The sequence below is a fragment of the Pseudomonas sp. MBLB4123 genome, from assembly GCF_051904775.1.
Lineage (GTDB): Bacteria > Pseudomonadota > Gammaproteobacteria > Pseudomonadales > Pseudomonadaceae > Aquipseudomonas > Aquipseudomonas benzenivorans_B.
Map to the genome: position 1 here is coordinate 2,017,757 of NZ_CP196711.1, position 18,463 is coordinate 2,036,219.

Sequence of the window (18,463 nt, forward strand, 5' to 3'; positions counted from 1 at the left end):
CACCGGCTGCCATGCCCTGGGCATGGTCTGCCGGGCACAACACCAGAGGGGACGCAGCGGATTTCACCTTGCGCAGAGTCCGGGTGCCGGGAATGATGCCAAAGCAGTGGCGTCAAACCTGCTTAAATGTAGGGGCAACGCCGGCTCGACCGAGTCGGAGGCCCAAGCAGCGCTGCGGCGAATCGTCGAACGGAGTTCCAATAATTCATGCAGCCCCCAGCCTTGTCCGCTGTGCCCCTAGCGCTGAAGATTCTCCTGCTGGCCCTGGCCTATGCCGTCGCCGGTCGCCTGGCGCTGCTGCTGGCCATTCCGCCCGGTTTCGCCAGCGCCGTCTTCCCGCCCGTGGGCATCGCCCTGGCGGCCGTGCTGATCTGGGGCTACCCGATGCTCGCCGGGGTCTTCCTCGGCTCGACCCTGCTCAATCTCAGCATCGGTCTCGGCAGCCTCGACCAGCTGAGCCTGAAAACCCTGATGATCGCCACGGGCATCGCCCTCGGCACCTCGCTCAATACCCTGGTGGCCAGCTGGCTGATCCGGCGCCTGGTCGGCTTCCCGACGCCGCTCACCAGCGAGCGCAGCATCTTCCTGCTGCTGTTCCTGGGGGGCCCCCTGGCCTGCCTGATCAGCGCCACCGCCGGTACCGGCGTGCTCTACCTCAACCGGGTCATCGGCGCCGCCGACTTCTCGTTCAGCTGGTGGACCTGGTGGGTGGGCGACAGCATCGGCGTGCTGATCGCCACGCCGCTGATGTTCATCCTGTTCGCCGAGCCGCGGCCCTTGTGGCGCAGCCGTGCCGGCAGCGTCGGCCTGCCGCTGCTGGTCAGCTGCGCCCTCATGGTGCTGGTGTTCATCCGCGCCAGCGAGGCCGAGCAGCACAATCTGCGCCAGCGCTTTCACGAGCAGGCGAAGCTGATGAGCGCCACGCTCAAGTTCCGCTTCGAGCTCTACAGCAAGGCGGCGAAATCCATCGAGCGTCTGTTCGTCGCCTCGGAGCGGGTGACGCGGGAGGAGTTCGCCCAGTTCGCCGCCAACCTGCCGAGCGCCTATCCGGGCATCACAGCGGTGAGCTGGGATCCGCTGATTCGCGCCGAGCAGCGCGCGACCTTCGAGGCGCAGGTGGCTGCCGAGGGTTTTACGGACTTTCGCATCTACGAACACAGTGACGCGGGCGAACTGATAGCGGCCCAGCAGCGGGATATCTATGTCCCGGTGACCTATGTCGAGCCGCTGGCCGGCAATGCCAAGGCACTGGGCTTCGACGTGGCTTCCAAGCCACTGCGCCGCCAGGCCCTGGAGGCCGCGCGCGACAGCGCCGAAACCGTGATGACCGCGCCCATCACCCTCGCCCAGGACAACGAGACGCCGCAACCCAGCGTGCTGCTTCTGCACGCGGTCTACGCCGACGGCCGGCCCCTCAGCCTCGAGCAGCGCCGCCGCCAGTTGCGCGGCTACGCCGTGGCGGTGATACGCCTGACCGACCTGGTCGAGAGTGCGCTCAAGGCCTACCCGAGCGACAGCTACAGGCTGCAGCTGGAGGACATCAGCGAGGCCGAGCCGCAGCCGCTCTACGGCCAGCCCGGGGAAGACCTGCCGCCCTATGCCGCGGAGCTGGTCTGGCAGGAGAGGCTCGAGATCGGCGGCCGCACGCTGCGGCTGGCCATCTCGCCGACCGCGGCCTTCCTGCAGCGCAACCACGGCCTGCAACCCTGGGCGGTACTGGCCGGCGGACTGCTGCTGTGCAGCCTGCTCGGCGGCTACCTGCTGACCATCACCGGCCGCGCCGACCAGGTCCGGCACCTGGTGCGCCAGCGCACCCTGGAACTCAGCGCCATCCTGGAGAACGCCGCCGAGGGCATCCTGATCTTCGATGACAGTGGCCGAATCGAGCGCGCCAACCCGGCCAGCAGCCAGCTGTTCGGCTACGCCAGAACCGAACTGGTCGGACGGCGGATCGGCAGCCTGATCCCCAGCCTGCATCCGTGCAGCAGTGCCGTGTTCGACAAGCAGCTACGCACCCCGCTGGAGGTCGGTGGCACCCACGCCCAGGGCCGTGGACTGGAGCTGGAGATCAGCCTGAGCGACTACGAGCTGCCAGGGCGGCGCCTGTACATCTGCATGCTCCGGGACATCGCGGCGCGCAAGCAGGTCGAACGCCTGAAGAGCGAGTTCGTGGCCACCATCAGCCACGAACTGCGCACCCCGCTCACCTCGATCAAGGGCTCTCTCGGCTTGCTCAGTGCCGGCGCGGTCGGCCCGCTCGGCGAACAGGCGCACGATCTGGTGAGCATCGCCCAGAGCAACTCCGAGCGCCTGGTCAACCTGGTCAACGACATCCTCGATATCGAGAAGCTGGAATTCGGCCACAGCCGCATCCAGCTCAGCCGCACCGACCTGCGCCCCGTGCTGCATGAGGCGCTGACCCACAACCAGGGCTACGCGGACGGCTACCAGGTCAGCCTCAGCCTCGACGACAGCGCCCTGCCCGAGCAGGTTCCGGTACGGATCGATAGCCAGCGCCTGCAGCAGGTACTGACCAACCTGATCGCCAATGCGGTGAAGTTCTCCGAGCCCCAGGGCCGGGTCGAAATCTCCGCACAGGTGCTCGACAAACAGGTCAGGGTCCAGGTGCTCGACCATGGCCCGGGCATCGCCGAGGAGTTCCGCGCGCGCATCTTCCAGAAGTTCGCCCAGGCCGACGGTTCCGACAGCCGTCGGCGCGGCGGCACCGGCCTGGGCCTGAGCATCTGCAAGACCCTGATCGAGCGCATGCACGGGCAGATCGGCTACGACAGCGTGGTGGGCCAGGGCAGCACCTTCTACTTCACCCTGCCACTGGCCGACGCCTGAGCCTCGGCCATCCCCCATCCGGGCGATGGTCGCCGGCGCGTGCACCGATAAGCTCTGCCGACCCCACACAACAACAAGATAGGGTCGGCTCCATGCGCAAGCTCATGCTGTTTTTCCTGTTGACGCTCACCTCCCTGGCCGAAGCCGCCACCGGCGTCTTCCCCGACACCACCTTCAACAACCTCGATTACGGCCTCTACTGGTTCGGCTACGGCGACAGCTGGCAGAAGGCCGTGCCGGGTCACAGCAACGCCTATTACAGCGCCAGCAAGCCGACCGTGATCTACGTCCACGGCTGGCAGAACGGCTCGACCGCCAAGAAGAACCGCGAGACCTTCAATCGCCTCGACGCCGGCGGCCCTGACCTGGACCTGGCCCACGCCTGGCTGGCGGCCGGCTACAACGTCGGCATCCTCTACTGGAACCAGTTCGCCGACGAAGGCGAAGTGAAGGACGCCGAGGCGAAGATCTGGACCGCCAGCGGCCCCCGCGCCATGCGCTGGCGCAACGCCAGCGGCGCCTACAGCAACGGCCCGGCGCAATCGGCCGGCGACCTGCTGTTCCAGAGCTACAAGGACAACCTGGCCGGCTACAACGGCAGCAACATCCGCCTGCTCGGCCATTCCCTGGGCAATCAGCTAGCCATCGTCCTGACCAAGAAGATCAGCGACGCGGTCGCCGCCGGCACGCTCAACAGCAAATTGTTGCCCAAGCGCGTCGCCCTGCTCGACCCCTTCTACTCCAACAACGCCAAGAGCTACCTGGGCAACAAGTGGGTCGGCGAGGTCTGCCGCAGCTATGTCAGCGAGCTGAAGGGCAAGGGGGTGATCTTCGAGGCCTACCGCACCTCGGCCGTCACCAGCACAGTGTTCGTCGGCGACAGCAACAGCGGTCTGATGAACATGACCGCCTTTACCGAGCTCAAACCCTGGTATTTCAACGCGGTGCAACAGACCGAGAAGCACAACGCGGCGGTCTGGCACTACCTGTGGTCGTTCGCCTTCAACCCGCCGCCGATCACCGGCAGCAGCAACCAGGCGGCCTCGGCCAGGACCTCCGACAGCCGCATCGCCGCCCTGATGAACGGCCCCCAGAAGCTGGTGCATGATCAAGGCGCCTACACCAAGGCGCCCTCGGACGACAACTTCAAGCAGAGCGCCCGCTGACCGCCTGCGGGCCCTGGAGAGCTGCCCCGCCCCCGCGGGGCGGCTCGCGCCGTTGCCATCGCCCCCTGTCCGGCCCCGGGTGCAGCCTCGACTAAGCACCGCCAAGACGTCTACATTGCCTGATCGAGCCTCTCCGCCATCGGGACACCGCATGAACCTGTCGTTGCTCAGCCGTTACGCCTTCTTCGTCAGCTGCGTACTGTTCACCCTGGCCAGCCTGGCCTTTCTCCAGCATCAATGGCTGTGGCCCTTCACCCTGCTCGGCGCCGCACTCAGCCTGATCGGCATCAACGACCTGCTGCAGACGCCCCAGGCGGTGCGGCGCAACTACCCGATCCTCGGCAACATCCGCTACCTGGTCGAGGGCATCCGCCCGGAGATCCGCCAGTACCTGCTGGAGGGCGACGGCGACAAGCTGCCCTTCTCCCGCGCCCAGCGCTCCCTGGTCTATGCCCGGGCGAAGAACCAGGGCGCCGACAAGGCCTTCGGCACCCTGCTGGATGTCTACCAGGACGGCTACGAGTTCATCGGCCACTCCATGCGCCCGGCAGCGCCGGCCGACCCCGAGAGCTTCCGGGTGACCATCGGCGGGCCGCAGTGCCGCCAGCCCTACAGCGCCTCGCTGTTCAATATCTCGGCCATGAGCTTCGGCTCGCTCAGCGCCAACGCCATCCGCGCCCTGAACCAGGGCGCCAAGCTGGGCAACTTTGCCCACGACACCGGCGAGGGCAGCATCAGCCCCTACCACCGCGAACACGGCGGCGACCTGATCTGGGAGATCGGCAGCGGCTACTTCGGCTGCCGCGACAGCGCCGGCCGCTTCGACCCCGAGCGCTTCGCCGAGCAGGCGGCCAGCCCCCAGGTGAAGATGATCGAGATCAAGCTGAGCCAGGGCGCCAAGCCCGGCCACGGCGGCATCCTGCCCAAGCACAAGGTCAGCGCCGAAATCGCCGCCACCCGCGGCGTGCCCATGGGCCAGGACTGCGTCTCGCCATCGCGCCACAGCGCCTTCTCCACCCCCATCGAGCTGCTGCAGTTCATCGCACAACTCCGTCAGTTAGCGGAAGGAAAGCCGGTGGGCTTCAAGCTGTGCCTGGGTCACCCCTGGGAGTTCATGGGCATCGCCAAGGCGATGCTGGAGACCGGCATCCTCCCCGACTTCATCGTGGTCGACGGCAAGGAGGGTGGCACCGGCGCCGCGCCCCTGGAGTTCACCGACCACCTCGGCGTACCGATGCGCGAGGGCCTGCTGTTCGTGCACAACACCCTGGTGGGCGTGAACCTGCGCGACAAGATCAGGCTCGGCGCCAGCGGCAAGATCGTCAGCGCCTTCGACATCGCCTGCGTGCTGGCCATCGGCGCCGACTGGGCCAACGCCGCCCGCGGCTTCATGTTCGCCATCGGCTGCATCCAGAGCCAAAGCTGCCACACCAATAAGTGCCCGACCGGGGTGGCCACCCAGGACCCGCTGCGCCAGCGCGCCCTGGTGGTCGAGGACAAGGCCCAGCGGGTGCACAACTTCCACCGCAACACCCTCAAGGCCCTGGCCGAGATGCTTGCCGCCGCCGGACTCGAACACCCGGCGCAACTGGACGCCAAGCACCTGGTGCGACGCATGTCCGTCACCGAGATCAAGCTGTTCGCCCAGCAGCATGTGTTTCTCAAGCCCGGCGAGTTGCTCGGCGAAGCCATCGCCGGCGAGTTCTACGCGCGCATGTGGCAGATGGCCCGCGCCGACAGCTTCGAGGCGGCGCAGGCCTGAGCCGGGGTCGCCTCAGCTCGGCGATTCCACCGGCGCCACCGCCTGCACCGCCGGCCGGTAGGCGCCCTCGAGCAGCTGTTTGACCTTGTAGGCGCGCCAGCCAAGCAGGCGCACGGCGGTCAGCACGCCGCCCATCAAGGCGCCACCGACCCCGGCGGTGACCACGTCCGAGCCGGTCAGGTAGAAGTTCTTGATCGGCGTCTGCGGATGGATCCAGTGCTGCTCGAAGCGCTGCACCGTGTGCTCGATGCCGTAGATCTCGCCGACCTGATTCCATTGGAACCACTCGGTGGACAGCGGCGTGGACAGCTCGCAGTAGTCCAGCGCCGCGCGCAACTGCGGTTGGTGCTTGTACAGGGCCTCGAGCAGCACCTCGCTGATCCGCGCCTTGAACGCCTCGTAGTCCTCGCCACGCTTGTTCCAGGTGCTGCCCTGCCACTGCTCGAACCACTGCGGGAAGCTCGGCGCGACGATCTCCACCGTCGACTTGCCGGGGTAGCGGCGATCCCAGTCCGGGTCCTTGGCCGAGGGGAAGGAGATGTAGATCATCGGGAAATCCAGCCCCGGCGAGTCCATGAAGCGCTTGACGCTCAGGTCGTGGTCGAACTCGGGATAGAGCCAGAAGTTGGTCTTGGGCAGGCCCAGGCTCGCGGCATCGCCCTTGAAGCCGGCATACAGGCACACATGGGAGGCCGAGGGCGCGACCCGTTCGAGCTGGTCCTGCAGGCCATGACGCTCGGCCAGCTCGGGCGGCAGCAGGCGCTGGTAGGTCGGCAGCAGGCCGGCGCAGCTGACGACCTTGTCGGCGGTGAGCTCGTGGCCGTCCTTGGCCAGGCGCACGCCATAGGCGCGGTTGTTCTCGATCAGCACCTGCTCGACGCCGGCATAGGTGAACACATGGCCACCGGCCGCCTCGATCACCGGGATGATGGTCTCGGCGATGCGCACCGAGCCGCCCACCGGGTAGTTGCCGCCGGTGATGTAATGCTTGGCGACCATGGCGTGCATCATGAACGCCGCCTGCGCCGGCGGCAGGCCGTAGTCGCCCCACTGGGCTGCGAGCACGCCGATCAGCTGCTGATTGTCGGTCAGTCCTTCCAGCACCTGGCGGGTGCTCTGGAAGAAGTAGGCGGGGAACAGCTGCCGGCGCAGGCGGTTGTACAGCATGCCGAGGCTGCGCGGCAGGGCCTGACCGGCGAAGAAGCGTGGAATCTTCTGGCTGACCTCGCTGATCAGCTCGACGTAGCGGTCGATGGCCGCGCCCTCCTCGGGGAAGTGCCGCTTGATCTCGGCCTTGAACTCATCGCGCCCGGCCAGGTAGCGGAAAGACCGGTCGCCGATGACGATATGGTCGTAATGGGCATCCATGGGCGCCCACTGCAGCTGGCCGTCGCTGATCACGTCGAACACCCGACGGATCACCGACCAGGGCTTGTGCACCTCGCCGATGTAGTGCACCCCCACATCCCACTCGTAGCCCTCGCGCTCGTAGACATGGGTGTAGCCGCCGGCGGTGTAGTGCTGCTCCAGCACGCAGACTTTCTGTCCGGCCTTGGCCAGCAAGGCCGCGGTGCACAGGCCGCCGACGCCGGAGCCGATGACGATGCAATCGTAGTGGGAAAGCGCCTTGTTCTTGCGGAAGCGGGTACCTGTGCGTTTCATGGGAGCTCCGGTCGTTATTGTTATGCAAGTATTTGCATAAATAAACCAGCAGAATGGCAAATGCAACTTTTTGCATATGTACTTAGAATGGCTCCACCCCCCCTCGCCTTGGTTGCCCCATGTCCTTGCGCCACGCCATCCTCACCCTGCTGGAAACCGAACCGGCCAGCGGGTACGACATCGTCCGCCACTTCAAGGAATCGCTCGGTTACTTCTGGAACGCCAAGCACCAGCAGGTCTACCAGGAGTTGCGCCGCCTCAGCGACGAGGGCTGGTTGCAGTGCAGCGAGCAGGCGCAGAGCGACAAGCCGGACAAGAAGGTCTACAGCATCAGCCCCGCCGGCCGTGACGAGCTCAGGCGCTGGCTGGCCGAACCGGCGGCGCCGAACAAGATCAACGATGCGCTGCTGGTCAAGCTGTTCGCCGGTGCCCTGGCCGAGCCGGATAACCTGCGCGCGGAGATGGCCCGTCACCGCGCGACCCACCAAGGCACGCTGGACAGCCTGCTGGACATCGAGCGCCAGTACCTGGCCCTGGAGCCGCAAGAGCAGAGGCGGCAACGCCTGCCCTACCTGACCCTGCGCCGCGGCATCCTCGGCGAACGGGCCTGGCTGGCCTGGGCCGACGAAGTCGAGGCCGAACTGGCGACGCGACGCCGAATCGAAGACTAGACAGACTCGATAAAGGAATGAGGCATTACGCCACCGTTGTAACTTCGACGTTAAAAGTATTACCACTGCCGCTAAATAACGGAGCAACTTTAGTGGCAACTAACTCGCTTTAAGCGCTGCCCGCACTGACTGCAGCCCAACCCGACCACTCCACTTATCCGGAAAACTTGTCCCTTGGTTTTCTAGCGCTACGCTCAAACAGTCAGCCTAGACCGCTGGCATTGGCACATCGAACAACAACCTCCGTGTCCATCAAGGGGAAGTACCAATGCGAACAATCACGCTCAGTATCGTGGCGCTGGCGGTATCGGCCGCTACCTTGCAAATGGCCTCTGCCAGCCAGCAAAGCGACTCGAACGGTTTTATCGAAGACAGCACTTTCAACATTCTTAACCGAACTTTCTACTTCAACCGCGACTTCCGTAATGGGGGGTTCAACGGCGCCGGCACCAATGCTGCCAAACCCGGTCGCGAGAACGGTTACCGGGAAGAGGCGGCGCACGGAATCATGGCGGTCTTCGAGTCCGGCTTCACCCAGGGCACGGTCGGCTTCGGCGTCGATGCCTACGGCCATCTAGGTATCAAGCTCGACAGCGGCGGCGGCCGCACCGGCACCGCCCTGTTGCCGGTGGGCAGCGATGGCAGACCCAGCGACGACTACAGCGAGGTGGGCGGCGTCGTCAAAGTCAGGCTGTCCAATACCGTGCTGAAAGTCGGTGAGAAACGGGTCGAGAACCCGATGATTGCGACCGGCGACGCGCGGCTGCTGCCCCAGACCGCCACCGGCGTATTCCTCACCAGCGATGAAATCGACAGCCTGAGCATCGACGCCGGCCATATCACCGCGATGAACGAGTTCGGCAGCACCAACTCCGACGGCGGGTTGCAAATCCAGTATGCCGGCAACGTGGGCAATACGGCGGACTGGGCGGGGGGGACCTATACCGCCAGCGACAACTTGAACCTGAGCCTGTTCGCGTCGGAAGTCGAAGACACCTGGCGGCGCTACTATGGCAATGCCAATTACACCCTGCCATTCGGCGATATGCACTCGCTGAACTTCGACTTCAATATCTATCGCACCCTCGATGAGGGCAAAGCCCTGGCCGGGGCCATCGAGAACACCACCTGGTCGTTGGCCTCCAAATACGCCTTGGGCGCCCATGCGCTGACCCTGGCCTTTCAGAAGGTCGACGGCAATGACGGCTTCGACTATATCGGCTTCAACGCCATCTACCTGGCCAACTCGGTGCAGTATTCCGACTTCAACGCGCCGAACGAGGAGTCCTGGCAACTGCGGTACGACCTGGATATGGCCGAGTTTGGCGTACCCGGGCTGACGCTGATGGCCCGCTACATCCGCGGCGACAATATCGACAGCACGGATGCCGACCCGCTCAGCGGCTTCTTCAATGCCGCGGCCACCAACGAGAAGCACTGGGAACGCGATCTGGAGGCCAAGTATGTGGTCCAGGGAGGGGCCGCCAAGGACCTGTCCTTCCGCGTCCGCCAGGCGACTCACCGCGGCTCGGCCAATCAGATCGATGGCGACGTCGACGAGGTGCGCGTTATCGTCGAGTACCCCCTGAGCGTGCTATGAAGTCTCCCGCTGCGCGCAAGCGTCAGCGCTTGCGCGAGCGCCGCTCAGCCTGCCGGGTTGCGTCGAGGCGGCCCGGCCTCTTTCAACCTCTATGCCGCCCTCGCCTTCCCTCCCAGGGCTGGATGAGTGTTATCGGGTGAACGCGTTACTCGCTTGACCAACCGCCGCCCCGGGCATAAAAAGGCGCGAACGCCCCTCTATCTCACGTGGACGCCCCCATGGCCCTGCACACCTGGCTGCTCTACCTCACCGCCGTCATCGGTCTGGTGCTGACCCCCGGTCCCAACAGCCTGCTGGTGCTGACCCACGGCACCCTCTACGGCTACAAGAAGGCCCTGTGGACCACCGCCGGCGGGGTGGTAGGTTTTGCCGCCTTGATGGCCCTGTCGATGTTCGGCATCGGCGCGCTGCTGCAGGCCTCGGCCAACGCCCTGGTGCTGCTCAAGTGGATCGGCGGCGCCTATCTGGTCTGGCTCGGCTTCCAGCTGTGGCGCGCCCCGCCGCTGCTGCTCGACGCCGCCGAGCGCGCCACCGCCAAGCCCGGCACCGCCCTGTTCCGCCAGGGCCTGCTGTCGGCGCTGTCCAACCCCAAGGTGATCCTGTTCTTCGGCGCCTTCCTGCCGCAGTTCCTCGATCCCCAGGCCGACCTGCTGCTGCAATTCGCGGTGATGGCCCTGACCTTCGCCGTGGTCGAGGCCCTGGCGGAATTTCTCCTGGCCCGCGCTGCGCACCAGGTGCGGCCCTGGCTGCAGCGCTGCGGTCGCGGCTTCAATCGCTGCTGCGGCGGACTGTTCGCAGCCATGGGGGCGGCCTTGCCGCTGACCCGCTAACCACGGCAACGCCCGGCAACCGGTCCGCGCCGGCCGGTGCCGGCGTACGGCACCCTCAGGGCCCGACCAGCGTCCGGGCTCGCCCCTCCCGTTTCCCCCCATCGTCATCGCCCGGCAAGGTGAGCGCCCGCCATGCACCAGCAAGAACTGCTCTACGGCTACAACAGCTTCATCATCACCGCCGTGCTGTTCGTCCTGATCATCCTGTTCAACGAGATCGGCTTCCAGGTCGGGCGCTTCGTGCAGAACCGTACCGACAGCGAGATCAAGGAACTGACCGGCGCGGTGCAGGCCAGCATCCTCGGCCTGCTGGCCCTGCTGCTGGGCTTCACCTTCAGCATGTCCATGCAGCGCTACGACGACCGCAACCAGGCGCTGATAGAGGAAGCCAACGCCATCGGCACGGCGGTGCTGCGCGTGCAGCTGCTACCCGAGCAGCATCAGGAACCCGTGGCGCAGTTGCTGCGCCAGTACATCGACCTGCGCGTCACCCTCGGGGAGGTCGACCTGACCAGGCATGCCGAACGCAGCCACTACAACCAGCAGGTCAAGCAGCTGCAGGGCCAGCTCTGGGACAGGGCGGTGCGAGCCACCAACGATGACCCACGCCCGGTGACCAGCGGCGCCTTCGTCGCCGCGCTCAACCAGATGATCGACAGCCAGGGCCAGCGCCATGCCCTGCTGCAGATGCACGTGCCCGAGGTGGTGTTGCTGCTGCTGTTCGTCGTCTTCATCGCCTCGGTCGGCATCCTCGGCTACTCCAGCGGCCTGAGCGGCAAACGCATCGTCGCGCCCACCGTGCTGGTGTCCCTGCTGATCGCCCTGATCGTGTTCATCATCATCGACCTCGACCGCCCCAAGCGCGGCCTGATTCAGGTGGACCAAGGCATCCTGCAGGACCTGCGCGACAGCGGCCGCTGATCAACGGTCGGCATAACACACCGGCGAGCTGGGATCTGCGCGGCGGTCCAGCTCCTGCTCGAGAAACTCCGCCAACACCCGGGCATTGTTGTATTCACTGTCGCGCGCGGCGAACAGCAGGGTCAGGGTGCCCTGCTCGGCGAGCGCCAGCAGGCCCTGCCAGTGCTCCGGGTGGCCGGCCAACTGCGCACGGTACTGACGCCGAAACTCGCCGAAGGCCGCAGGGTCATGGTCGAAGGCACGACGCAACTCGGTCGCTGGCGCCACCTCGGGCAACCAGGCATGCAGCTGCAGCGCCGCCTTGCTGCAGCCCCTCGGCCACAGGCGATCGACCAGCACACGCCGGCCGTCCTCCGCCTCGACGCCCTGATAGACTCGCTTGCACTGGATCATCCGCTCGCACCCTTGTGATCGTTCGGGGGGCTGGGTAACGTGGCCACCCTTGCCAGGAGAAGCCCGATGCCCACTAGTCGCCCCCTATTGTTTGCCCTACTGCCGTTGTTCGCCAGTTGCCAGGTGTTCGAGAGCCAGCCCGGCGACGCCGGCAGCGCCGAACAGACGCGCCTGCAGGGCGAGCTCAGCCAGGAGGACGGACAGCTGCTGCTGCGGCCCTGCCAGGAGCAGCGGCGCTTCGTCATCGAGGATGTCGGCGCCACCGACATCATGGCCGAAGCCACCGAGCTGCTCGCCGGCGGTTCCGGCCCGCTGTTCGCCGACGTGCGCGGCAGCCTGGCGGCAAGCCAGCAAAATGGCGTCGACGGCCAGCTGAACCTCGCGCGGATCTACCGCCTGCAGCACGAGGGCCGGGGCTGCGACGACCCCAACTTCAAGCGCAGCACCCTGCACGCCAGCGGCCAGGAGCCGGGCTGGAGCGTGACGGTCGGCGCCGGCGGCCTGATGCTCGAACGCCAGGGTCAAGCCGCCCAGGCCCTTCCCTTTCTCGAGGAGCGCCTACCCGAGGGACGCCTGAACCTGACCAGCGAGGCCAACGGCCAGCGCCTGGAACTCTGGGTCGCGCCACAACGCTGCGTCGATCCCATGAGCGGCGCGGTACAGCACCTCGCGGCCGAGCTGCGGCTGAACGGCGAAGTGCTGCGCGGCTGCGGCTACTACGGTGGCGCACGCAGCGACTGATGCTCCCTACCCCGCCCCCTCTCCTAAGCTGAAGGCTATACGGCAGACGGGAGGCGACTATGTTGCGAGTGGCGATCAATGGTTACGGGCGCATCGGGCGCGCCGTGCTGCGCGCCCTGTTCGAGCGCAAGCTGGAGCAGCGCATTCACCTGGTGGCGATCAACGACCTGGGTGACTACCCGACCCTGGTGCATCTGACCCGCTTCGACTCGACCTTCGGCCGCTTTCCCGGCCATGTCGGCCTGCATGACGACCTGATGCAGGTGAACGGCCAGGCCATTCACCTGCTGCGTGAGCCGGAGGCGGTGGAGCTGCCCTGGGACAAGCTCGGTGTCGACCTGGTGCTGGAGTGCTCCGGACACTTCAAGCGACGCGCCCAGGTCGAGCAGCACCTGACCGCCGGCGCGCCACGGGTGCTGCTCGCCCACCCGCTGGAGAGTGCCGACCTGAGCGTGGTCTACGGCGTCAACCAGCAGCTGCTGGGCAGCCAGCAGATCGTCTCCAACGCCTCCTGCACCACCAACTGCCTGGCCCCCCTGGCCCAGGTGCTGCACCAGGCCGTGGGCATCCGCCAGGGCCTGGTCAACACCGTGCATGCCTACACCAACGACCAGAACCTGCTCGACAAACCCCACCGCGACCTCTATCGCGCCCGCGCCGCGGCCCTGTCGATGATCCCCAGCAGCACCGGCGCGGCCAAGACCATCGGCCTGGTGCTGCCGGAGCTGGCCGGGCGCCTGGACGGCCTCTCCGTGCGGGTGCCGACGGCCACGGTCTCCCTGCTCGACCTGACCTTCAGCGCCGAGCGCCCGGCCAGCCGCGAGGCGATCAACGCCGCGCTGCAACAAGGCGCGGCGCAGCTGCCGGCCGGGGTGATGGAATGCAACGAGCTGCCCCTGGTGTCCAGCGACTTTCGCGGCTACCCGGTGTCCTGCGTGGTCGACCTCAACCACACCCGGGTCCAGGGCGAGCTGGTCAAGGTGCTGGCCTGGTACGACAACGAGTGGGCCTTCGCCAATCGCATGCTGGATGTGCTGCTGGCCTGGCTCAAACCCTGAACACCGACATGCGCCGCCACTTCGCCGGCTGCCGGGCAATCGCGGGTATAATCGCCGCCTTCCCCACGTTGCCGGGTTGCCTCCGGCCCCGATCCTGGATTGCCCATGCTGCGCATCACCGAACTGAAACTGCCCCTCGACCACCCCGAAGAGGCCCTGCGCCCGGCCCTGCTCCAGCGCCTGGGCATCGCCGACGACGAACTGCTCGACTTCACCCTGTTCAAGCGCAGCTACGACGCGCGCAAGAAATCCAGCGAGCTGCAGTTCATCTACACCCTCGATTTCAGCGTGCGTGACGAAGCCGCGCTGCTGGCCAGATTGCGTGACGACAAGCACATCGGCCCCGCCCCGGACACCGCCTACAAGCCGGTCGGGGTGGCCGCACAGCCGCTGGCCGAGCGCCCCATAGTGGTCGGCTTCGGCCCCTGCGGCATCTTCGCCGCGCTGATCCTGGCCCAGGCCGGCCTGCGGCCCATCGTGCTGGAGCGCGGCAAGGAGGTGCGCCAGCGCACCAAGGACACCTGGGGTCTGTGGCGCAAGAAGGTGCTCGATCCCGAGTCCAACGTGCAGTTCGGCGAGGGCGGCGCCGGCACCTTCTCCGACGGCAAGCTGTACAGCCAGATCAAGGACCCCAAGCACCTGGGGCGCAAGGTGCTGCAGGAGTTCGTCAAGGCCGGTGCGCCGGAGGAGATCCTCTACGTCAGCAAGCCGCACATCGGCACCTTCCGCCTCACCGGCGTGGTCGCCACCATGCGCGAGGAGATCAAGGCCCTGGGCGGCGAGGTGCGCTTCCAGCAGCGGGTCAGCGACCTGCTGATCGACAATGGCCAGCTTCAGGGCGTGGTGCTGGAAAGCGGCGAACAGATCGAAAGCCGCCATGTGATCCTCGCCCTCGGCCACAGCTCCCGCGACACCTTCCGCATGCTCCACGCCCGTGAGGTGTTCATGGAAGCCAAGCCGTTCTCCGTGGGTTTCCGCATCGAGCACCCGCAGTCGCTGATCGACCGCGCCCGCCTGGGCAAGTACGCCGGCCACCCCAAGCTCGGCGCCGCCGACTACAAGCTGGTGCACCACGCCCGCAACGGCCGCTCGGTGTACAGCTTCTGCATGTGCCCGGGCGGCACCGTGGTCGCCGCCACCTCCGAGCCGGAGCGGGTGGTGACCAACGGCATGAGCCAGTACTCGCGCAACGAGCGCAATGCCAACGCCGGCATAGTCGTCGGCATCACCCCGGAGCAGGACTACCCGGGCGGCCCGCTGGCCGGCGTCGAGTTGCAGGAGCGTCTGGAATCCCAGGCCTACATACTCGGCGGGCGCAGCTACGAGGCGCCGGGCCAACTGGTCGGCGACTTTATCGCCGGGCGCCCCTCCACCGAATGGGGCAGCGTCGAGCCGTCCTACAAGCCGGGGGTCAAGCTCGGCGACCTGGCGCCGTCGCTGCCGGACTTCGCCATCGAGGCCATCCGCGAGGCGATTCCGGCCTTCGCCAAGCAGATCAAGGGCTTCGACCTGCATGACGCGGTGCTCACCGGCATCGAGACCCGCACCTCCTCGCCCCTGCGCATCACCCGTGGCGATGACCTGCAGAGCCTCAACCTCAAGGGCCTGTACCCGGCCGGCGAGGGCGCCGGTTATGCCGGGGGGATTCTCTCGGCGGGGGTCGACGGCATCCGCGTGGCCGAGGCGGTGGTGCAAGAGATGCTGCTCTGCTGAGACGCCCGGCTGTTGACTGCAGCTTGCTCGCGACACCGGAACGAAAAGGCCCATCGATTGATGGGCCTTTTTGCTGGAGCGTACCGGCAAAGACTTCAACGACTCGGTCGGGGGTGACGCCGCTCACCCATTAGCGGTGCTGAGTCCCTGTCGAAGACAGCAGACCGTCGTGCGCCCCGAGCCATTGGGCCGCCGCGCCGGGTCGGCGAAGGTTTCCAGCTCGACGAAGCCGGCCTTGCGCATCATCCCGGCCGAGGCGGCGTTCTGCTCGTGGCGGTCGATATAGATATCCGCCACGCCCTGCCCCGCCAGGTGTTCGACGGCCTGCTTGAGCAGGCGCGCGCCCAGGCCCTGGCCGGCGGCGGCGCGGTGCACCACGGCCTCGCAGATGTAGGCGTGCAGTTGCTCGCGGCGGTCTTCGGGCTGGTAGCGGGCAAAATCCCGGGTCAGCCGGTAGCTGACGAAGCCCAGGGGCTCGCTGCCGCTGTCGCCTTCGGCCAGCACGGCCTGCACCGAGCCGTCTTCGATGGCCTGCAGGTGCGCGCGCACCTCGGCCTCGGGCAGGTGGTTCCAGGGGTTGGGGCCGTGTTCGAAGATCAGCGCGCACAGCGCGTCTATATCGCTCTCCCCGGCCTGACGAATCGCCAACTCGACCATGTTCATGCCTCCTGGAGCCCGACACTGGGCAGGTCGTCCGGCAGGGGCGCGCCCCGTTCGGCACAGGCGGCCACCGCCTCGATCAGCGGTTCCAGGACGAATCCCTGGGACTCGAGCCAGGCCTGGTCGTAGTAGGTGCCGGCGTAGCGCTCGCCACCGTCGCAGAGAATCGCCACCACCGAGCCGGACTCGCCCGCGGCGACCATCCGCCGAGCCGCCAGCAGCGCGCCGATCAGGTTGGTGCCGCTGGAGCCCCCCACACGCCGGCCCAGGCGCCGGGCCAGGTAGTGCATGGCGGCCAGCGACAGGGCGTCCGGTACCTTGCACATGGCGTCGATCACCGAGGGCAGGAAGGACGCCTCGACCCGGGGCCGGCCGATGCCCTCGATGCGCGAGCCGCAGTCCAGGCGCAGGCTGGCATCGCCGCTGCGGTAGTAGTCGAAGAACACCGAGCGCTCGGCGTCCGCGCAGAGCACCCGGGTGCCATGCTGGCGGTAGCGCACGTAGCGACCGAGGGTGGCCAGGGTGCCGCCGGTGCCGGGGCTGGAGACCAGCCAGCTCGGTTCGGGATGACGCTCGCTGCGCATCTGCTGGAAGATCGACTCGGCGATGTTGTTGTTGGCGCGCCAGTCGGTGGCGCGCTCGGCGTAGGTGAACTGATCCATGAAGTGGCCGCCGCTCTCGCGGGCCAGGCGCTCGGATTCGGCATAGATCTGCGTCGGATCGTCCACCAAGTGGCTCTGGCCACCGTAGAAGGCGATCTGGGCGATCTTCTGCTTGGAGGTGGTGGCCGGCATCACCGCGATAAAGGGCAGGCCCAAAAGGCGGGCGAAATACGCCTCGGAAATGGCCGTGGAACCGCTGGAGGCCTCGATCACCGGGGCGCCGGGCTTGAGCCAGCCGTTGCACAGGGCATAGAGGAACAGCGAGCGGGCCAGGCGGTGTTTGAGACTGCCGGTGGGGTGGCTGGATTCGTCCTTGAAGTACAGCTCGATGCCGGGCAGGCCGGGCAACTCCAGGGGGATCAGGTGGGTGTCGGCGCTGCGCTGGAAATCCGCCTCGATGATGCGAACCGCCTCGCGAGCCCAGTTTCTCGAATCGCTCATGGGTTGTATCTCCTCAATCCAGCACGCCGACCGGGACCGGCGGCGCGCTGCGCCATTGGCTCAGGGCCACACCGCCGAATACCAGGGTAGCCGCCAGCAGCTGCTCGGTGTTCAGCCGCTCGCCGAGCAGGAGCATGGCGAACACCAGGGTGAACACCGGGATCAGGTTGATGAAGCCGGACGCCTGGCTGGCCGGCAGGCGGCTGACCCCGTAGTTGTACAGGCCGTAGGCGCCGACGGTGACCACCACGCCCAGGTAGAGCAAGGCGCCGATGCCCAGGGGGCTGATGCTCTGGGGCACGGGTGCGTCCCAGGCTGCCAGCGGCAGGAAGAACAGCGCGCCGATAAAGGCCTGCATGGCGGTGAGGATAAAGGCCGAGTAGCGCGCCGACAGGTGCTTGAGCAGCAGCGTGTAGCCGGTGGCGCAGAGCATGGCGAGCAACTCGTAGAAGTTGCCCAAGAGCGGGTTCGGCGCATGGGCATCGGCACTGCCGGCCAGGCTCAGCCAGACCGCGCCGGCCAGGGCCAGGAGGAAGCCGGCCAGGGTGGTGCGGCTGATGCGCTCGCGCAGGAAGACGAAGGCACCCATGGCCACCAGCAGGGGCAGCAGCGCGGTGATCATGCCGGCCTGGGAGGCGCTGGTGTGCTGCAGTGCCAGGGCCTCGAAGATGAAGTACAGGCAGGGTTCGCAGGCGGCCAGGCCGAGCAGGTATTTCCAGTCGCCGGCGCGGTACAGCAGGCGCCCGCGCCAGCGCCAGGCGAGGAGGAACACCCCGCTGCCCAGGGCCATGCGGGCGAAGATCACCCACAGCGCCGGCAGCTCGGCGAAGGCCAGTTTCAGGGCGATGAAGGAACTGCCCCACAGGGCCATCGCCACCACCAGGCATGCCACTGCCGCCCCTCTACCCTGCCCGCGCATCGCCTACCTCGAAGCAAAACCCGAGTGTAGAGAGGCCGGCGCGACCTGCACAGGTACAGTCGACCGCACGAACTGTGCGCGCCTACTGCTCCCAGGGCTTGCCGTGGGTGCGCTCGCTCAGGCGCACCTTCTGCTGCAGCGCGGCCTTGGCCAGCATGTGGGCGCTGACCGGCGCGGTGATGAACAGGAACAGGGTGATCAACAGCTCATGCAGGCTGATGCCCTCGCCCTGGACGCCGAAGTAGATCAGCGAGGCGATGACCATGCCGCCGACCCCCAGGGTGGTGGACTTGGTCGGCCCGTGCAGGCGCATGAAGAAGTCCGGCAGGCGGTACAGGCCGATGGCGCCGATCAGGGCGAACAGGCTGCCGAGCAGCAGCGAGACGGCGACCAGGGCTTCGATCCAGAAATTCATGG

16 protein-coding genes are annotated in these 18,463 nt (G+C 66.9%); 10 read left to right on the top strand and 6 right to left on the bottom strand.

What is annotated here, in order from left to right:
* The first annotated feature begins 207 nt into the window (after window positions 1–207).
* The 3 genes from ACSX1C_RS09355 to ACSX1C_RS09365 all read left to right on the top strand — a co-directional run bounded on the left by ACSX1C_RS09355 (window position 208) and on the right by ACSX1C_RS09365 (window position 5,775).
* Window positions 208–2,847, top strand: a complete 2,640-nt coding sequence (locus ACSX1C_RS09355; protein ID WP_439889187.1) for a CHASE domain-containing protein — start codon at window positions 208–210, stop codon at window positions 2,845–2,847.
* 92 nt (window positions 2,848–2,939) lie between these two features.
* Window positions 2,940–4,013: a hypothetical protein gene (locus ACSX1C_RS09360; RefSeq protein ID WP_439889188.1), complete on the top strand. Its 1,074-nt coding sequence runs from the start codon at window positions 2,940–2,942 to the stop codon at window positions 4,011–4,013.
* Between the two features lie 151 nt (window positions 4,014–4,164).
* Entirely contained in the window at window positions 4,165–5,775 is a 1,611-nt protein-coding gene (locus ACSX1C_RS09365; protein ID WP_439889189.1) for an FMN-binding glutamate synthase family protein, read from the top strand.
* Window positions 5,776–5,787: 12 nt separating this feature from the next.
* On the opposite strand, the gene ACSX1C_RS09370 is transcribed toward ACSX1C_RS09365, so the two are convergent.
* On the bottom strand, window positions 5,788–7,437 hold the full coding sequence (locus ACSX1C_RS09370; protein WP_439889190.1) for a phytoene desaturase family protein: 1,650 nt from the start codon (window positions 7,435–7,437) through the stop codon (window positions 5,788–5,790).
* Window positions 7,438–7,556: 119 nt separating this feature from the next.
* Here ACSX1C_RS09370 and ACSX1C_RS09375 point away from each other — a divergent pair, with 119 nt between their 5' ends.
* From ACSX1C_RS09375 to ACSX1C_RS09390, 4 genes are all read left to right on the top strand, one after another.
* Window positions 7,557–8,108 (top strand): PadR family transcriptional regulator, encoded by a 552-nt coding sequence (locus ACSX1C_RS09375; RefSeq protein ID WP_439889191.1) that lies wholly within the window; start codon window positions 7,557–7,559, stop codon window positions 8,106–8,108.
* A 268-nt stretch (window positions 8,109–8,376) separates the two neighbouring features.
* A complete protein-coding gene (locus tag ACSX1C_RS09380) occupies window positions 8,377–9,708 on the top strand; it encodes an OprD family porin (RefSeq protein WP_439889192.1) in 1,332 nt (443 codons plus the stop codon).
* Window positions 9,709–9,926: 218 nt separating this feature from the next.
* Window positions 9,927–10,538 carry a LysE family translocator gene (locus ACSX1C_RS09385; protein WP_439889193.1) on the top strand — a complete coding sequence of 204 codons (612 nt, stop codon included), beginning with the start codon at window positions 9,927–9,929 and terminating at the stop codon, window positions 10,536–10,538.
* A gap of 132 nt (window positions 10,539–10,670) precedes the next feature.
* A complete protein-coding gene (locus ACSX1C_RS09390) occupies window positions 10,671–11,459 on the top strand; it encodes a hypothetical protein (RefSeq protein ID WP_439889194.1) in 789 nt (262 codons plus the stop codon).
* Here ACSX1C_RS09390 and ACSX1C_RS09395 read toward each other — a convergent pair whose 3' ends face one another.
* On the bottom strand, window positions 11,460–11,852 hold the full coding sequence (locus tag ACSX1C_RS09395) for a DUF488 domain-containing protein (protein WP_439889195.1): 393 nt from the start codon (window positions 11,850–11,852) through the stop codon (window positions 11,460–11,462).
* 66 nt (window positions 11,853–11,918) lie between these two features.
* On the opposite strand from ACSX1C_RS09395, the gene ACSX1C_RS09400 reads away from it, so the two are divergent.
* From ACSX1C_RS09400 to ACSX1C_RS09410, 3 genes are all read left to right on the top strand, one after another.
* Window positions 11,919–12,593, top strand: coding sequence for a COG3650 family protein (locus ACSX1C_RS09400; RefSeq protein ID WP_439889196.1), 675 nt, complete (start codon window positions 11,919–11,921; stop codon window positions 12,591–12,593).
* Window positions 12,594–12,652: 59 nt separating this feature from the next.
* The gene (gene gap / locus ACSX1C_RS09405; protein ID WP_439889197.1) at window positions 12,653–13,651 is read left to right on the top strand and encodes a type I glyceraldehyde-3-phosphate dehydrogenase; all 999 of its coding nucleotides are present in this window, start codon (window positions 12,653–12,655) and stop codon (window positions 13,649–13,651) included.
* A 105-nt stretch (window positions 13,652–13,756) separates the two neighbouring features.
* Entirely contained in the window at window positions 13,757–15,364 is a 1,608-nt protein-coding gene (locus tag ACSX1C_RS09410) for an NAD(P)/FAD-dependent oxidoreductase (protein WP_439889198.1), read from the top strand.
* Between the two features lie 123 nt (window positions 15,365–15,487).
* Here the strand turns inward: ACSX1C_RS09410 and ACSX1C_RS09415 are convergent, their stop codons facing one another.
* The 4 genes from ACSX1C_RS09415 to ACSX1C_RS09430 form a co-directional block, all read right to left on the bottom strand.
* Window positions 15,488–16,021, bottom strand: a complete 534-nt coding sequence (locus ACSX1C_RS09415) for a GNAT family N-acetyltransferase (protein ID WP_439889199.1) — start codon at window positions 16,019–16,021, stop codon at window positions 15,488–15,490.
* 2 nt (window positions 16,022–16,023) lie between these two features.
* Window positions 16,024–17,127, bottom strand: coding sequence for a PLP-dependent cysteine synthase family protein (locus ACSX1C_RS09420; protein WP_439889200.1), 1,104 nt, complete (start codon window positions 17,125–17,127; stop codon window positions 16,024–16,026).
* Between the two features lie 13 nt (window positions 17,128–17,140).
* On the bottom strand, window positions 17,141–18,046 hold the full coding sequence (locus ACSX1C_RS09425) for a DMT family transporter (protein ID WP_439889201.1): 906 nt from the start codon (window positions 18,044–18,046) through the stop codon (window positions 17,141–17,143).
* Window positions 18,047–18,128: 82 nt separating this feature from the next.
* The gene (locus ACSX1C_RS09430; protein ID WP_318645575.1) at window positions 18,129–18,461 is read right to left on the bottom strand and encodes a Na+/H+ antiporter subunit G; all 333 of its coding nucleotides are present in this window, start codon (window positions 18,459–18,461) and stop codon (window positions 18,129–18,131) included.
* Window positions 18,462–18,463: the final 2 nt, after the last annotated feature.

Coding starts and splice junctions, on each gene's coding strand:
- ACSX1C_RS09355 (WP_439889187.1), top strand. CDS start 208: ATGCAGCCCCCAGCCTTGTCCGCTGTGCCCCTAGCGCTGAAGATTCTC.
- ACSX1C_RS09395 (WP_439889195.1), bottom strand. CDS start 11,852: ATGATCCAGTGCAAGCGAGTCTATCAGGGCGTCGAGGCGGAGGACGGC.
- ACSX1C_RS09425 (WP_439889201.1), bottom strand. CDS start 18,046: ATGCGCGGGCAGGGTAGAGGGGCGGCAGTGGCATGCCTGGTGGTGGCG.
- ACSX1C_RS09390 (WP_439889194.1), top strand. CDS start 10,671: ATGCACCAGCAAGAACTGCTCTACGGCTACAACAGCTTCATCATCACC.
- ACSX1C_RS09400 (WP_439889196.1), top strand. CDS start 11,919: ATGCCCACTAGTCGCCCCCTATTGTTTGCCCTACTGCCGTTGTTCGCC.
- ACSX1C_RS09410 (WP_439889198.1), top strand. CDS start 13,757: ATGCTGCGCATCACCGAACTGAAACTGCCCCTCGACCACCCCGAAGAG.
- ACSX1C_RS09365 (WP_439889189.1), top strand. CDS start 4,165: ATGAACCTGTCGTTGCTCAGCCGTTACGCCTTCTTCGTCAGCTGCGTA.
- gap (WP_439889197.1), top strand. CDS start 12,653: ATGTTGCGAGTGGCGATCAATGGTTACGGGCGCATCGGGCGCGCCGTG.
- ACSX1C_RS09415 (WP_439889199.1), bottom strand. CDS start 16,021: ATGGTCGAGTTGGCGATTCGTCAGGCCGGGGAGAGCGATATAGACGCG.
- ACSX1C_RS09375 (WP_439889191.1), top strand. CDS start 7,557: ATGTCCTTGCGCCACGCCATCCTCACCCTGCTGGAAACCGAACCGGCC.
- ACSX1C_RS09360 (WP_439889188.1), top strand. CDS start 2,940: ATGCGCAAGCTCATGCTGTTTTTCCTGTTGACGCTCACCTCCCTGGCC.
- ACSX1C_RS09430 (WP_318645575.1), bottom strand. CDS start 18,461: ATGAATTTCTGGATCGAAGCCCTGGTCGCCGTCTCGCTGCTGCTCGGC.
- ACSX1C_RS09370 (WP_439889190.1), bottom strand. CDS start 7,437: ATGAAACGCACAGGTACCCGCTTCCGCAAGAACAAGGCGCTTTCCCAC.
- ACSX1C_RS09380 (WP_439889192.1), top strand. CDS start 8,377: ATGCGAACAATCACGCTCAGTATCGTGGCGCTGGCGGTATCGGCCGCT.
- ACSX1C_RS09420 (WP_439889200.1), bottom strand. CDS start 17,127: ATGAGCGATTCGAGAAACTGGGCTCGCGAGGCGGTTCGCATCATCGAG.
- ACSX1C_RS09385 (WP_439889193.1), top strand. CDS start 9,927: ATGGCCCTGCACACCTGGCTGCTCTACCTCACCGCCGTCATCGGTCTG.